The organism is Planktothrix paucivesiculata PCC 9631 (assembly GCF_900009265.2).
In the GTDB taxonomy this organism is placed as follows: domain Bacteria; phylum Cyanobacteriota; class Cyanobacteriia; order Cyanobacteriales; family Microcoleaceae; genus Planktothrix; species Planktothrix paucivesiculata.
Genome location: NZ_LR735022.1, coordinates 74,700 through 89,805, shown reverse-complemented (window position 1 = coordinate 89,805; position 15,106 = coordinate 74,700). Strand labels below are relative to the sequence as shown.

Sequence of the window (15,106 nt, the reverse complement as noted above, 5' to 3'; positions counted from 1 at the left end):
TCAACCACTATAGCAATCAACGCTGAAGTTATTTCAACAAAGGCATTTGAGGATTTAAAGAACTAATTGATCCATTAATTTGAGCGGGAATACAATCATGAACTAATTGCCAAAAATAGGCGATCGGAGGAATTTGCATTCGATCTGGTGTGGTTACAATTACCACTTCACGAGTCCAATTTGTATCTATATCCCCAGAAACCAACTCGGATGAAGCAGAATTTTTAGGATGTTTAAGGGTTATGGGTGCTAACCCTCTAATAGCCAAACTGGTATCACTTCGGGCTTCTATTAAGGCAGAATAGGGTAACAAAGCAATCAGTTCTCCTTGACGAATGACTCCACGAAACCCATCTAATGTATTTAACTCTAAAACGGCATTTAATTTTGCTCCGGCTTTAGTAAAGTTTTCCTGAACTAAACGCTGCATTCCATAACCATCTTTAAAAACAACTTGGGGATAACGAATTAATTCATCCCAAGGAACTTGAGAATATTTTGTTAAAGGATGGTTACTCGCCATTAATACTTGAATGGATTCTTGATATAGAAGATCAACTAAAAGTTCTCCACTAGCAGTAAAAGAACGATTATTCATAATAATAGCAATATCCACTAATCCATCTTTAAGAACTTTTAAAGCCCGATCACTTCCCAGGGAGGTTACTCTTAACTGAACCTCTGGATAAGCATAACAAAACTTCTGTAAAACCGGAGGCAAATAGGAGGAACAAACCGAATGAATTACCGCCACACAGAGTTCCGGTTGTTTTCCCATTAATAAAGATGCTAGTTCTTCTTTAGCACTCTCCCAAGTTTGGCAAATTTTGCGAGCATAGGGCCAAAAACGTTCACCTCCAATTGTTAATTTAACTTGCGCCGTGCGATGAAACAAGGGTAAACCCAGTTCTTCTTCTAGTCCTTGGACTTGTCTACTAATTGTTGATTGAGTCAGACCCAATTTCCGTGCTGCTTGTTGAAAACTTCCGGTCTCAGCAACGGACAGAAAAGATTGTAGTTGCTCTAAACGCATAAATACAGTTATCAGTTATCCGTCATCAGTAAACAGTTATTAGTCATTAGTAAACAGTAAACAGTAAACAGTAGACCGTAAAAAGTTATGGGTAAACATTTATCATTAATCATTTACACTGATAACTGGTAACCGATGACTGATTTCAGGTACGGGGGGGTTCTTTTAGATCTTTGTTAATCACCTAAATCTCGATGAACCCGCCCCTACAAATTTCTGATAAAGCCATGAGAACTGCCTGTTTAATATCAGAACTAATATTTTCTTGCTGGGACAAATTTTGTAAATGTTGATAGGTTTGTTCTGGTTCAATTTGTTTTAAAGCTGAAATACAATGGAAGCGTACCGAGGGATTAGGATCAACCAAGAGGTTAATTAAAGGAGGAATTGCAGTTATTGATCCTAATTTTCCTAATCCAAATATAGTCAATTGTTTAATTTTATCATCAGAAATTGCGGGATGATTACTATTAATGAAATCGGTCAGAATTTGAGTAGCTTTTTCTTTTAAATCTACGGTTTCAATCCGTCCTATACCCTGAATAATTTCTTGGATTAGGGTAATTTCTTCTATTGTTGCTGGGGTGGAATTTAGATTGAATTGAATTTCCTGTAAATAATCTAAACTTTTTGAGGTTTCAATCCATCCCAAGGCGCGAACCCCATCTATTTTTAAGGAAAGGGGAACACTTGAAGATTGTACCTGTTCAAATAATGCGGTGGCGGCTTCATCGGTTTTTAAACGGGCTAATGCGAGTTGAGTTTGTTGACAAACTTCGGGTCGAATATCCCATAATAAGGGTTTAAGTTTTTCGACTAAATTGATATTTTCTAATAAATCTAATCGCACTCCTAATCCAGTTACGGCTTGTTTTCTTACCTCAGCAACGGGATCATTTAAACCTGCTAATAAAATCGGGATAACTCTAGGATCATGAAAACTGCCTAATGCTTCAATAGCGATCGCTCTAATTTGAGAATTTGGATCATCAACAACGGTTAATAAAGGGGTAATAGTTTCAGAATGACGAATTTGAGCTAGGGTTTGGGTTGCTAACAATTTAGAATCGGGTTTTTCTAATAATTCAGTTAAAGGTGCGATCGCGGTAATTCCTAAACCCGCTAAGGTAACTGTAGTAATTTCTTGAAGGGATATTTCTGCTTCTGTTGGTTCAGATTGAGAATTTTTCAGTAGATTAATTAAAGGTTCAATAATTAATTCTGATTTAAAATTTCCTAAAATTCGAGCTACAAACCAACGCATTTCTACATCAGCCGTTTCATCTTGTAAAATATTAAGCAGTGGCTCTAGGGCAATTGTGCCTAAACCGGGTAAAATCTTACTAATTTCCCATCGTTGTTGAAAATCTCCCTGTTCTAACTGAGTTAAAATATTATTTAATAATGCTTCGGGTTCCTGTTCTGAAAAATCAATCTCTAAGTTGTCCATATTTTTTTTAAAGCGGTAATGGGTAAGATTCTTTGAGTTTTTATGTCAAGAATTTTTGAGTTAATTGATGAATAGTTAATAATTGACGCTTATACTGATAAATGATAATCTGTTGCTCTAATCTTGATTTTATAACGTTATGCAACACTTTAAATATTCTTCGATTATTCATGCCCCCGTAGAAGTAGTTTGGGAATTCCATACCCGCCCCGATATTTTGCAAGTTTTAACTCCCCCTTGGCAACCAGTAGAAATCCTCCGTCGGGAAGGAGGGTTAGAAATAGGGGCAATTTCTGAATTTAGGATAGGATTCGGGTTAATGTCGGTGCGATGGGTTGCGGTTCATACTGAATATAAACTCTATGAATTATTTACCGACGAACTACAAGAAGGAATGGTTAAAAGTTGGGTACATCGACATCAATTTGTAGCAGAAAATGGTCATACTCGTCTAACCGATGCGATCGCATTTTCCCTACCCGGAGGAACATTAGCAGAACAAATATTACAAAATTGGGTGAATAGTCGTTTACAAGATATGTTTCGTTATCGGCATCAAGTCACAAAAAAAGAATGTGAAAGCGATGGCAGGGAATAGGCAAAAAAGACCAAGGAGAGAAGAGATTTCACCCTCTATTAGAATATCTATTAATCTCCTAAGCGACCGCCACGACTGCTAGAAAACTATTTTTGTTGAACGGGTTTTACCAGATAATCGGAAGAAATGGGTTCGGCTTTTTTTTGATAGACTAACCCTTGGTAAATCATCGATGAAACTTCTCCGTAAGTCGCCGATTGGTTAGGATTTAGGGTGTTTTTATCAGGATAATTAACCACTAATCCGGCTTCTGTTGCCGCGGCTACACCCTCAATTGCCCAGGGGGGAATTTGATCCGCATCCTTAAATAGTTTTACTGTTTCTTGGGCATTAGTCGCAGGTTTTAAGCCTAACCCACTGGCTAAAGCCACTAACACTTGAACCCGAGGAATTTCCTGTTCGGGTTTAAATATATCCTGGGGATATCCCGCTAAAAAACCCGATTGATTAGCGGATTTCAGATCGGATTTAGTTGCCGAGTTTTGGGGAATATCTTTAAATTCAATAGCTGGTTGTTCGGGTTCAAGATTAAAGGCGTTTTGCAGTTCGGTGGCAAATTGTTCCCGGGTAATTTTTTCATCCGGTTGAAACTGTTTTTGATCTGATTTAACAGTATTTTTATTAATCAAATACACGATAAATGGAGCAGCCCAATGGGATTCGGTCGCAGTAGAAGATGAGGCGATCGCAGAAGGTGGAGTTGGGTTAGAGGATGAGGCGATCGCAGAAGGTGGAGTTGTTGCACAGACCTCTACTCCCGAAGTTGGAAGCGAACAAGCAGTTTTTGTGGGAGTTGTGTTCTGGGACTGGGTGGCGGGGATAACTTGGGACTCAGGGGAAGGTTGAATCGGTTTCTGTCCTAGGGTTAAAAAGCCTAACCCCAAAATAGCCGATTGAGATGGCTTCACCTTGGAGGTCGGTGAAATAGGGGTTGTTAGGGCTGGGTTAGGGGTTTGGGACAGAGGAGAAATCTCATCGGGAAGGGAATCTTCCGGGATTGGGGCAACGCTGGAATTAGCGGTCGGGGTTTGGGTTTGGGTTTGGGTTTGGGTTTGGGTTTGGGGGGAGTTTAGGTCGGGGTTGAGAACTAATTTTCGGTTGGGGTGACTTAAAGTCCAAAACAGAATTGTCCCGATTGTTGTCAGGGCAACAATAATGGCGATAATCTCATCCAAGTGGCGATTGGAACCGGGATTGGGGGGATAGGATTGTGACATAGATTCAAAATCTACCTGATTTAAAAGGATTAAGCCTAATTTAACCACAAAGATCCAAAGACAAATACGGCAGTTAGGCGGATATCTTCAAGCTGAAACGGACAAAACCGCAATGGGTTGTGCGAATTGCTTGATCAATCGCTTTGTATTGATTGGGTTTACCTTTAATTTTATTTCCGGAATTATCATGGAAATCTACTTTTTTCGACCTACCTTATATTAACATAGATTGGGTATTTCTAGGCTGGTATTTTTGGCTTTTAATTCTTCGGTTTGTTCTTCTACTTTGACTTCTAAGGTCTGATAGAGGTTGGCATTTTCTAGGGCGATCGCGGCTTGTCCTGATAACATTCGCAATACTTCCACCCGATCCTGAGTAAAAGCTCCGACTGTTAGGTTATTTTCTAGGTACAGAATCGCCGTAAGTTTGCCTTGATAAACAATCGGCACACACAGAATCGATTGGGTTTGATGTTGACTAATGTAGGGGTCAGTGTTAAATGTTCCCTCGCGACTGGCATTGTTTAAAAGAACATCTTTTTGAGTTCTAGCGACGTAATTAAGAATTGACACAGGTAAATGCTGGCTCGTGGATACGGGCAGAGATTGCAGCACTTGCACTTGATCTTTATTACCCACTGCTTCTATGAAAAATTTCCCATTCTTTGATAGAATCAACGAGCCAGTTTCCGCCCCCGCATTTTCTATCAGAATTTTCATTAACTGATCAAGCAAGTTAGCCAGAACAATTTCCCCAGAAATCGCCTGAGATGCTTTGATTACTGTTGCTAAGTCCAGAAACTCTGAAATTCCGGCTCCGCTAGAATTCAGGGTTCCCTGCATCGTCTGGATCATTGTTTTATCTGGATTTTCCCTCAATTTCTGATTCAGGATATCGGTGAGTAACTGCGGATATCGTGCTTCTAAATCTTTGACTTTCGATGCGGCTCCCCATCGGATATAACCATAGTAGGCATTGGTCATATAGGTTTTAGCAATCTTCTGTCTGCCCAAAGATAGATGAAACTCTGCCGCTAGTTCATTAGCTAAGGCTTCTTCTTGGATGTATCCCTGCAATGTGGCTCCTTGAATCGCTTGCTCGTAATCATCCATAGCTTTGTCTTTTTGCCCCAAAACCCGCGCTTTCTCGGCTTCTACTAAATCGTATTTGTGTTGATAATTCATCGGCCCATTGAGCGCCCAATCCTGCATTTTTTTCTGATTGTTTATCACTTTTTCTAAGGATTTTATTTGTTGACTTTCAGAAACTTCGGGACATTGACCCAGGAGAGCCAAAGAATAATAAAAATTAAGTTCGGCAGTTGTCATTAAACCCATTACGCCTTCTTCATATTTTTCGGCTAAACAGGCATTTGTTACCGATTCTTGGTAATCTTTAAACAAATAAAAGCGAATTGTTTTGAATAAATAAGCTGAAAAAATAAACGTCGCTTGATTAGCTGCAATTAATTTCTGTAAATTTTCTTCTTCGTTCAATAATTCGCCCTTAATCTGATAGGATTCAGGCGGAGCATTGAGTAATTTTAAAACCATTACTATCCCGACTTTTATATAAGCACTGTGCATTTCTTGTTTAATTTTCAGCATTAACTCCAGATGTTGCACTTGCTTAGGATACACCCAGTCTAGCGGTTCACCTGCAAAAAATATATGGTCACAATAATAAAAAGCATTGTAGCCAGCCCAGTCTATATTTCCGGTTTCTAGCCCGCTTTGAATTCCCTCCAGCAAAGGGGTAAAAGTTGCCTTAACGTGTTCTTTCCAGTGTCTGATATGGGCATTAAATATGGTGGTGATTTGAGCTTTGTGGGGGCGAGCATCAAATTGATCGAGTAGCTTGACCGCCAGTTGTCCAAATTGATATCCCGAATTAATGGTGGCTGACGAACCACACAAAATCATGGCATAAAACCCATAGCCAATAGAGGCCAGTGGTGAATTGCCATATTGAATCGAAAGGGCGATCATAGTATAGGGAACCTGGGGAAATATCGCCGGAGCCCCGAAATAAGTTGGAGGGGCAATCAGCATTAACAGTTCCATGGCTGCAAGCTGATCAGGCGCGGTCATTTCCGGTAAATTGGCTAGGTCTTCAGGGTTCATCTGACTGGGGGGTTCTTTAGAAAGGGATATCCCCAGCATCTCTAGGGCTTGTAGACCCGCTTCTAAAGCAGGTTGCATCTGGTTTTGAGCAATATAAAATTGCACTTGTAGTTCATAAACTTTGACTCGACCGAGGACAGTTTTAGCGTGTTTTAACACCACTTCTGATAGCAGTTTTGCCTGCTCAAAGTTGATGTTTAAAAATTCCGTCGCCATCGCTTCTATATACAGATCAAATGTTAAATCATAGTTGGTTTCCCAGGAATCTGAAGCGAGGATTCCTATGCCTAGATTCAAATATTTGACCGCCGACTCATAGGCGGTTGCTGCTTTGGCTTTCTGTCCAGCGATTAGATTAAGTTGAGCTAATTCATATTTTTCGGCTTGAGTTTTCAGTAATTCAATGCCGTAATTAAGTTGATTGACTAAAGCAAAAATATTTTCTTTTTGTTCTTGGGGTGTGGTTGAGTGCAGAAGCAGTTGACCGATTCTCAGGTGAGTCTGTTTTTTTTGCTCATCTGGAATCAGAGAATAGGCGGCTTGCTGCACGCGGTCATGTAAAAATTTGTAGTCTACTTTGACATCAGTTAAGGTGATATCTGCTGATTCTTCGGGATTAAATGCTAAAAGAATTTTGTACTCATTGCCCAGGGGTAAAATTAAACCCGCCTGAAGGGCTGACCACAAATGTGCAGCCGTCAGTAAGCCGGATTTCTGGTTAACAATTGCCAGGACGTCTAAATTAAAGGTATTGCCAATACAAGCTGCTAATTTTATGACTTTTTGGGTTTCAGGGGACAGTTTGCGAATATTTCTGGCAATTAGTTCCACCACATTATAATCGGTGATGCCAATGGCTTGAATATGTTCGATGTTCCACTGCCACTCACCTGAATACAAGTCATAAACCAGCAAATCTTCTTGGTAAAGAGTTTTGATCAATTGAGTTAAGAAAAAGGCATTTCCTTGGGTTTTATTGAACAGGAGAGAGGCAAAATTTTGGGTTTTTGCCGATAGAGATTCCGGTTTAAGTGCTTCCTTATTTAAGGTATCGTCGATTAATTCTGTAACATGAACCAGTTGCAGGGGGCTGAGGACGATATGATTGACCTTTGCACCCGTTTGTTGAATTTTATCAATGGTTTGAATTGTCGGATGGGTGGGAAAAACTTCATTATCTCGATAGGCTCCAATGATTAATAAATATTCGCTGTCGCTATCGGTAATCAGCAGTTCAATTAATTTCAGGGACGCCGAATCTGCCCATTGCAAGTCATCGAGAAAAACAACTAGGGGGTGTTCAAACGTGGTAAATACACTAATAAATTGTTTAAAGACTCGACTAAAACGGTTTTGAGATTCAGTTGGCCAGAGTTGCTTTACCGGGGGCTGTTTGCCGATAATTAATTCAACTTCGGGAATCACATCAATAATGATTTGCCCGTTTATTCCTAAAACGCCTAGGAGTTTTTGTTTCCAAATCTGAATTTCTGCTTCACTTTCGGTAAGTAATTGTTGAATTAAGGATTGGAAGGCTTGAATTAGGGAAGCATAGGGAATATTGTGTTTGAATTGGTCAAATTTTCCGGCAATAAAATAACCCCGTTGCCGGACAATGGGTTTGTGAACTTCATTCACTAAAACGGTTTTGCCAATCCCAGAATAGCCGGAAACTAGCATTAATTCAGTTGTACCACTGGCAACGCGATCAAAAGTTTTTAGCAGGATTGTGACTTCGCGATCGCGACCATAGAGCTTTTGTGGTATGTTTAATTGCCGGGCTTTATCCGCACTTCCGGCCACAAAGTTGGAAATCGATCCGTTCACCTTGAGATTAATTAAGCAGGTTTCCAAATCAAATTTGAGTCCCTCGGCACTTTGGTAGCGATCTTCAGCATTTTTGGCTAATAACTTCATCACCATCGCTGAAATTTGTGGCGGGATTTCAGGATTTAGCTCATGGGGAGAAATGGGGGTTTTAGCAATATGGCTGTGGACTAATTCTAGGGGATCGGTGTGATTAAAAGGCAACTCTCCAGTTAGCATTTCATAGAAGGTAATGCCTAGGGAATAAAAATCAGTGCGGTAGTCAATGGAGCGATTCATTCTGCCCGTTTGTTCGGGGGACATATAGGCGAGAGTGCCTTCGAGCAAGTCTGGATGGGATAGGGCTGTATTTTCTTGTCCTAGGCGCGAAGCGATACTAAAATCAATCAGTTGAACTTTTTCTGTTATTGGGTTAATAATAATATTTTGGGGCTTGATATCTTTATGAATAATGTTATGTTGATGCAGTTCTGCTAAGGCACAGACCAGTTGCAGGGCTAAAGAAAGAAATTGAACGAGCGGGAGTTTTTTACCTTTGATCCAATTATCGAGAGACTGCGCCCCGGAATCTTCTAGGATTAGTGCTAAACCATTTTTATAGCTTTCTAAACTAATCGCTTTGATAATATTTTCGGCGTTCAAACTGTGCAGTATTTGATATTCGCGCCGGAGGTGGGTGATATCAGAAAGGGTGGGATATTCAGCTTTTAAGGTTTTGATAATCACGCTGGAAATTTCCGACTCCTTGCGAGCGCGATAAACGAAAGTTCTAACACCGATGTGAAGGGTTTCAACGAATTGATAACCAGCTAAGTCCATAGTCATTGTTATTCTAATGAGTACCGGGGAATTGAGCTTGCTGTCAAGGAAAGTTTTAAAACTTAATAATTTTGGGAACTGTGGCTTATTTATTTAGAATACACTCAAAACCAGAAATAATATCAAGTTTTATTGATATTCTGACCGTCTGAAGCCCACCCTGAGTAAAAACGGGGTCAGCCTTCAATTTTAACTTTAACTATAACATTTACTCAACCATAGCAATCCTAAATAGGTTGTAACATTTGTGCCAGTTTTTGCTAATCTAATCTCAAATACAAAATCGATAATTCAATGCGTGTTATATCTTTTCGTCCTTTGAAGGCGTTTCGGGTTCCTTCGGTGTCAACGGCTATGACCTTTGTTGGATTAGTCCTGACCCTTTTATTTTTATTGATTGCGGTATTGTCGCCCTTATTTTTAAGTTGGGGATGGATACAAAGTCCTACGGAATTTCTCTCTAACCCCATCCATCAACCTCCCTCCTCGGAATATTGGTTGGGAACCAGTCGTTTAGGATATGATGTCTTGGCTCGGACATTATTTGGGACGCAAGTGGCTTGGCAGGTCGTGTTATTAGCAACTATTTTGAGTGTGGGAATTGGTGTACCTTTAGGGATGGTTAGTGGATATTTAGGCGGGAAAATAGATCGGGTTTTATTGTTTTTGATGGATACGATTTATACGTTACCCGGATTATTGCTTTCAATTACTTTAGCGTTTGTCGTTGGAAAAGGGGTTTTGAATGCAGCGATTGCCCTGAGTGTCGCCTATATTCCGCAATATTACCGCGTGGTTCGCAATCACACTACTTCGGTTAAAACGGAGTTATTTATTGAAGCTGCTCAAGCTTTAGGAGCCAGTACCAGTCGAATTTTAACCCGTTATTTGTTTTTAAATGTGATCCAAAGTGTTCCGGTATTATTTACATTGAATGCGGCGGACGCCATTTTAACTTTAGGGGGATTAGGATTTTTAGGGTTAGGTTTACCCGATGAAATTCCCGAATGGGGACATGATTTAAGAATTGCCCTAGAAGCATTACCCACCGGAATTTGGTGGACAACTCTATTTCCGGGTTTGGCATTAACCATCATGGTCGTCGGTTTATCTCTCTTAGGAGAAGGATTAAACGATTTTCTTAATCCCCGTCTTCGCAATCAACGTTAACCTCAAAAAACTTAACAAAAAATAGCTGTCCGACTTCAGGGGGGACAGCATTATGAATTAGGTATTTTTACTTCTTTTTATAAAGTTTCTATCCTAAGCTCGGTTGATACACAGGGTATCAGGCTTCAACTGTTTCCTCCGAATCTTCTGTATCTAAATTGTCGGGATCAACATAATAACAAACAGTATCGTCAACACAGATCAACGCCCAACCTGACTCATCAATATTTTTGAGCTTATAGGCTCCTTGTTTCACAAAAAAGCCTTTGTGGTTACGGGTTTCGGCTTTGACAAAAACTTGGCTATCCATAGTGATCCCATCTCCTTATTAATTATGAAAATTTTTTTTGAACCGTCGATTTTGATTGGTAGTAACTGAAGTTTTCAAATATTATCACTATTTTTTGTCTTTGTTCGTTAACTTATGTAATTTTTTGTTTCGATTTCTTAAGGGTTTTTGTTAGATTATAGATTTTTAGTCATTTTTAACCGTTTTTAGTAGATTTACGGCAATTTTAACAATTCAATCAACAGTTCAATGATTGTGAATTTTTACCTAATTATGCAAGGAGAACGGCAAAATTAGGTAAAAGTTCCCTAACCCTCAAATAACCATTGTTTGACTCGGGCTAAGGATTTCCAGTCGGGTTTACGAGTTAATCCATCTTCAAAATTTTTGGCTATTTCCTGTTGCCAATCTGTATCAACCAGTACCAACTGACTGACAAGTTCAATATGGGAACGTACCCCGGTTTTCCCTAACTCCAACATTGCCGTCGCTAGATTAACTCGGGCTTGGGGATCATGGGGATTAAGTTTAACGGCTGATTTGGCGGCGTTATAGGCTAATTTGGGTTTATCTGTTAATAGATATAACCAGGCTAAACTTGTCCAAGCATTACTATTTTTGGGCGCGTGATCACAAATATCTTTAAAAACTGGAATCAATGTTTCCGGGTCTTCCCCAGCCTGATACCGTTCAAAACCTTCTTTGAATAATTCTTCTGGAGTTGTCATGAGTTCTTGTGGATTTAAAATACAGCCCTAGGTAAAATGGGCGATTGAGTCCCCAATTTATACCTAGGGTGAAGTGCCAACCTTGAGTTATAACACAACTTTAGTATATATGGGGGAATTCATGAATTCCCCCTGGGATTAATTCCCTTCACCAAGAAGGGGTATTAGGTGGTAAAGGACTTTCCACAGCCACAGGTTTGAGTGGCTTGAGGATTGGTAAATTGAAACCCGCCACCAATCAGAGCATCGGTATAATCAAGGACTAAGCCGTAAATGTAGAGTAGGCTTTTGCGATCGCAAACCACCTTAAACCCCTCATAATCAAAGACCTCATCATCCTCTCTAATCGTGCTAGGGTCAGCAAAATCCATTAAATAGGACATTCCAGAACAACCGCCCTGGCGGACTCCGACCCGCAGACAGAGATCCTTTCCTTGCTTAGACCGGAGAAATTGAACTTGTTGGATGGCTGATTCAGTCATCTGAACGCCTTGGGTTGGAGCTTGAGTCGTTTGTGTCATGGGTTAGCCTTACTCGTTGTGGTAATGTTTTAAACCCATCAAAAAATCATAGCTTTTTGATTGAGCCTCTCTATTCTTAATATTTTATCGCAGAGAATCATTAACGGGTAACGGATTTGGGCGGGACTGAAGTAGGGTTTTCGCTCCATCTGAGTTGAGCGATGGGCGCACCGAAACCCAGATCAAAGGTTAAACTTTGGATATACCCAACTGTCAACGACAATTTCAGGTCTGTTAGCGGTAGTGTAGACAAGCTGGTTTCCACCCTTCCATCATGTTCCTATGAATTTCCTAGAAAGTATAAAAATGTCAACGACAACGCTATTAGCTAATAAAATGCGAAGTAGCTTAACCATGTTAGGAATTATTATTGGTAATGCTTCTGTAATTGCGATGATTGGGATTGGAGAAGGAGCGCAGAAATTTGTCAATGGTCAAGTGAATTCCTTGGGGCCCAATGTTTTATTTGTGATGCCAGGAAGCCCAGAATCTCAACGTCGTCCGGTATTTCCCCCACAAAATTTGGTCTTGGAAGATGCCAAAGCGATCGCCGAACAAGTCCCTTCTGTTCAACAGGTTGCTCCCTCTTTAAATGGCAGTGAATTAATTACCTATCGCAGTAATAATGCCTCATCTTCTGTCGTGGGAACAACACCAGAATATTTATCGGTGCGAAATTTTGATATGGCTAAAGGTCGATTTATTACGGATTTAGACTTAAAACGAAACGAACAAGTTGTGGCGTTAGGGTCAGAATTAGCAGAACAATTATTTAAAAGTGAAGATCCGATTGGGAAATCGGTGCGACTGCGAAATCTGAGTTTACAAGTGGTGGGAGTCATGCAGCCTAAAGGCTCCAGTTTTGGCAGTAATGAAGATATGAATGCCTTTGTTCCTCTGACGACAATGGCGAATCGAATTGTGGGAAATCGATCGCCCTACGGAACCCAGGTTACTTTTATTTCTATTACTATTGATAGTCAGGACAATATGAGAGCCGCCCAATTTCAAATTGAAAATTTATTGCGGTTACGTCATAAAATCACCAGTGAAGATGATTTTACGGTCCGCAACCAAAAAGATTTAATGAATATTTTGGGTAGTATTACCGGAGCTTTAACCCTTTTATTAGCAGCAACCGCCGCCATTTCCTTGTTAGTTGGTGGAATTGGGATTATGAATATTATGCTGGTTTCTGTCACCGAAAGAACCCAAGAAATCGGACTCAGAAAAGCACTCGGAGCCACCCAATCGGATATTTTAATTCAGTTTATAATTGAATCCGTGATTTTATCGGCTGCCGGGGGTTTGATTGGAACCTTAATCGGTGTCGGTGGGGTTTTAGTCGTCGGTGTTTTCAGTCCTTTACAAGCGGGGGTGTCTACCGTGGCAATTGTAACCGCCGTTAGTATTTCTGGGGCGATTGGCTTATTTTTTGGGGTTGTGCCCGCGAAACAAGCCGCTAAACTTGACCCCATTGTGGCTTTAAGAAGTATATGAACAAACCTGATGGTCAAAGGATTACCGTTAGACCGCAGGCTTCTTTTTCTCTTTGTTCAAGAGCTTTTTTGAGTGACGGAGTTCCCCCGCCACTTTCGTAGTTTAGGCCAATCTTTTTGATAAGTTTGGCTGAATTTTCATATCGATCCAAAGACTCCCCGCACTGACAAGAATGCCATCGGTCTGACAATTCTTTAGGTACTTTATTAAGGCAATTCCAACAGTGCTGAGAAGTCCCTTTTGGATCAACAAACAGAACGCTTTTGCCTAATTTCCAAGCCACATATTTGAGAACAGTGGTGAACTGACCATGAGCGGCATCAAGCATTGATTTATTCAAACCACTTTTAGACCTCTTTTGTCAGTCTCCGAGTATAATGAATAGAAGAATCAGGTTCTTCAGTATCTAGTATGCTAAAAATTTAGTTAAAATGCCAATTAAGTAAACATCTTGCTTGAAAGTTTTTAAAATTTCTGAATCAATAAGCCGAACGTTTAATCAGTTTCAGCTTGTTATTAATTCCCTCCACTACTCCACTGGTTGTTCTATGATCAAAGTACGCAATAATTTCATCTAGCCATCGAATAATTGTCTTTTGACTTTTCGGGAAATACTTTTTAGCTTCATCTAACCACATCCCCAATTGCCATAATCCCCCTAACCAATCATTTTTTTCCTCAAAAATTTGACGAATTTTTTCTTTGAATTCCTGCATACTTTTTAGGGTAGGAGAAACCTCTTTCACTTCCGCTAGTTTCCGGCTTTGTTGTTCATTCAAATCTTTTTCATTCTTCAAGAGAGCGTATTTACTCTTCTTCAATCCGGCTAAAACTTTTTCAGAATTGGCTTTTTCCGATTCGGACTTTGCTGTTTTTAGCAAATTTTCTTCCTTCCGCCTTTCTTGTTTTCTTTGCCAATCTAACTCCTGATTGATTTGTACCATCACATGAAATCTATCCGCTACAACTTGAGCATTTGGCATGATTTCTAAGACTAAGCTTTTGTATCCTTTCCACAGATCTATACTGACTTCTTCTATCTTTTCTAACACTTCTCTTCCCCACCCCATCAACACTTTTTTGATTTCTTCTTGTGTTCTTTTTTCGAGAATGGCAATTAATTCCGACTTCTCTAAATCTATTAAAACTGCACAATAATTTCCTTTTCCTTTAATCAATGCTATTTCATCAATTCCTAGCCTTTTTAAATGGCTGGGTTTAAACTCTGCTAATTCTGATGATGCGTCTTTTAACATCCTTTCTATTTCTTCTGTTGTGACCAGCCCTTTTTTGGCGACACTGTTTATATCCTTTTCTAAAACTTCTTGTAGGATTCTATCAGCCAATCTTTTTGTATAAGTCCTTCTTTTTCCGACAAAATCTAAATCCTCACTAAATGGCTTTTTACATTTCTTACATTTGAACTGTCGTCTATTTATTTCCAAAAATACTGGAGATTCTCCCCAAGGTAAATCTTTAATTAGATATCGATGATTTTGATGTAATTTATGGCTTTTTTCCCCACAACGAGGACAGATACTTTCCTGATGGATTGTCTCTATCTCTAAAATTATTCCAATCCCTTTATGTTGATGGCGTGTTCCCACTTTTACTCCTTCTAGCCCCAGAAGTTCTGTGAGCATTTTAATTTCCCTGTTTGAAGCCATTGTTACCCCTTTACCCTGAATTTACTCTTTTTCTGATTTTAGTTAACACCACATATCGCTTAACTGTCAACCGGAAAAAGATTTTCAGCCATCGCCAGATATATTTTTTGTCTTTATTGATTTTATTAACTATGATTTTAGCATACTAGATACTGAAGAACCA

The 15,106-nt window shown here is 39.7% G+C and carries 12 protein-coding genes; 3 read left to right on the top strand and 9 right to left on the bottom strand.

What is annotated here, in order from left to right:
* Positions 1 to 28: 28 nt before the first annotated feature.
* A complete protein-coding gene (locus PL9631_RS19015; protein ID WP_083622729.1) occupies positions 29 to 1,033 on the bottom strand; it encodes a LysR family transcriptional regulator in 1,005 nt (334 codons plus the stop codon).
* 184 nt (positions 1,034 to 1,217) lie between these two features.
* Positions 1,218 to 2,483 (bottom strand): HEAT repeat domain-containing protein, encoded by a 1,266-nt coding sequence (locus tag PL9631_RS19010; RefSeq protein ID WP_083622727.1) that lies wholly within the window; start codon positions 2,481 to 2,483, stop codon positions 1,218 to 1,220.
* A gap of 139 nt (positions 2,484 to 2,622) precedes the next feature.
* Between PL9631_RS19010 and PL9631_RS19005 the strand changes: the two genes are divergently transcribed.
* A complete protein-coding gene (locus PL9631_RS19005; protein ID WP_083622725.1) occupies positions 2,623 to 3,081 on the top strand; it encodes an SRPBCC family protein in 459 nt (152 codons plus the stop codon).
* Positions 3,082 to 3,167: 86 nt separating this feature from the next.
* Here PL9631_RS19005 and PL9631_RS19000 read toward each other — a convergent pair whose 3' ends face one another.
* Entirely contained in the window at positions 3,168 to 4,298 is a 1,131-nt protein-coding gene (locus PL9631_RS19000) for an S-layer homology domain-containing protein (RefSeq protein WP_156090631.1), read from the bottom strand.
* Between the two features lie 219 nt (positions 4,299 to 4,517).
* A complete protein-coding gene (locus PL9631_RS18995; RefSeq protein ID WP_083622722.1) occupies positions 4,518 to 9,074 on the bottom strand; it encodes an ATP-binding protein in 4,557 nt (1,518 codons plus the stop codon).
* 348 nt (positions 9,075 to 9,422) lie between these two features.
* Between PL9631_RS18995 and PL9631_RS18990 the strand changes: the two genes are divergently transcribed.
* On the top strand, positions 9,423 to 10,238 hold the full coding sequence (locus tag PL9631_RS18990; protein WP_407947597.1) for an ABC transporter permease: 816 nt from the start codon (positions 9,423 to 9,425) through the stop codon (positions 10,236 to 10,238).
* A 118-nt stretch (positions 10,239 to 10,356) separates the two neighbouring features.
* On the opposite strand, the gene PL9631_RS18985 is transcribed toward PL9631_RS18990, so the two are convergent.
* The 3 genes from PL9631_RS18985 to PL9631_RS18975 all read right to left on the bottom strand — a co-directional run bounded on the left by PL9631_RS18985 (position 10,357) and on the right by PL9631_RS18975 (position 11,776).
* Complete coding sequence (locus tag PL9631_RS18985) at positions 10,357 to 10,548, bottom strand: hypothetical protein (protein WP_081692271.1); 192 nt, start codon at positions 10,546 to 10,548, stop codon at positions 10,357 to 10,359.
* Positions 10,549 to 10,835: 287 nt separating this feature from the next.
* Positions 10,836 to 11,255: a tetratricopeptide repeat protein gene (locus tag PL9631_RS18980; RefSeq protein ID WP_083622719.1), complete on the bottom strand. Its 420-nt coding sequence runs from the start codon at positions 11,253 to 11,255 to the stop codon at positions 10,836 to 10,838.
* A gap of 164 nt (positions 11,256 to 11,419) precedes the next feature.
* On the bottom strand, positions 11,420 to 11,776 hold the full coding sequence (locus tag PL9631_RS18975; RefSeq protein WP_083622718.1) for a HesB/IscA family protein: 357 nt from the start codon (positions 11,774 to 11,776) through the stop codon (positions 11,420 to 11,422).
* Between the two features lie 282 nt (positions 11,777 to 12,058).
* On the opposite strand from PL9631_RS18975, the gene PL9631_RS18970 reads away from it, so the two are divergent.
* The gene (locus tag PL9631_RS18970) at positions 12,059 to 13,276 is read left to right on the top strand and encodes an ABC transporter permease (protein ID WP_083622716.1); all 1,218 of its coding nucleotides are present in this window, start codon (positions 12,059 to 12,061) and stop codon (positions 13,274 to 13,276) included.
* A gap of 13 nt (positions 13,277 to 13,289) precedes the next feature.
* Here the strand turns inward: PL9631_RS18970 and PL9631_RS18965 are convergent, their stop codons facing one another.
* Both PL9631_RS18965 and PL9631_RS18960 read right to left on the bottom strand, forming a co-directional pair.
* On the bottom strand, positions 13,290 to 13,604 hold the full coding sequence (locus tag PL9631_RS18965; RefSeq protein WP_231516789.1) for a transposase: 315 nt from the start codon (positions 13,602 to 13,604) through the stop codon (positions 13,290 to 13,292).
* A gap of 151 nt (positions 13,605 to 13,755) precedes the next feature.
* The gene (locus PL9631_RS18960) at positions 13,756 to 14,943 is read right to left on the bottom strand and encodes an ISL3 family transposase (protein WP_083622714.1); all 1,188 of its coding nucleotides are present in this window, start codon (positions 14,941 to 14,943) and stop codon (positions 13,756 to 13,758) included.
* Positions 14,944 to 15,106 lie beyond the last annotated feature (163 nt).

What these genes read in the sequence shown, in the direction of transcription:
- PL9631_RS18965 (WP_231516789.1), bottom strand. Translation starts at nt 13,604, where the DNA reads ATGCTTGATGCCGCTCATGGTCAGTTCACCACTGTTCTCAAATATGTG.
- PL9631_RS19000 (WP_156090631.1), bottom strand. Translation starts at nt 4,298, where the DNA reads ATGTCACAATCCTATCCCCCCAATCCCGGTTCCAATCGCCACTTGGAT.
- PL9631_RS19005 (WP_083622725.1), top strand. Translation starts at nt 2,623, where the DNA reads ATGCAACACTTTAAATATTCTTCGATTATTCATGCCCCCGTAGAAGTA.
- PL9631_RS18970 (WP_083622716.1), top strand. Translation starts at nt 12,059, where the DNA reads ATGAATTTCCTAGAAAGTATAAAAATGTCAACGACAACGCTATTAGCT.
- PL9631_RS18960 (WP_083622714.1), bottom strand. Translation starts at nt 14,943, where the DNA reads ATGGCTTCAAACAGGGAAATTAAAATGCTCACAGAACTTCTGGGGCTA.
- PL9631_RS18990 (WP_407947597.1), top strand. Translation starts at nt 9,423, where the DNA reads ATGACCTTTGTTGGATTAGTCCTGACCCTTTTATTTTTATTGATTGCG.
- PL9631_RS18995 (WP_083622722.1), bottom strand. Translation starts at nt 9,074, where the DNA reads ATGACTATGGACTTAGCTGGTTATCAATTCGTTGAAACCCTTCACATC.
- PL9631_RS19010 (WP_083622727.1), bottom strand. Translation starts at nt 2,483, where the DNA reads ATGGACAACTTAGAGATTGATTTTTCAGAACAGGAACCCGAAGCATTA.
- PL9631_RS19015 (WP_083622729.1), bottom strand. Translation starts at nt 1,033, where the DNA reads ATGCGTTTAGAGCAACTACAATCTTTTCTGTCCGTTGCTGAGACCGGA.
- PL9631_RS18985 (WP_081692271.1), bottom strand. Translation starts at nt 10,548, where the DNA reads ATGGATAGCCAAGTTTTTGTCAAAGCCGAAACCCGTAACCACAAAGGC.
- PL9631_RS18980 (WP_083622719.1), bottom strand. Translation starts at nt 11,255, where the DNA reads ATGACAACTCCAGAAGAATTATTCAAAGAAGGTTTTGAACGGTATCAG.
- PL9631_RS18975 (WP_083622718.1), bottom strand. Translation starts at nt 11,776, where the DNA reads ATGACACAAACGACTCAAGCTCCAACCCAAGGCGTTCAGATGACTGAA.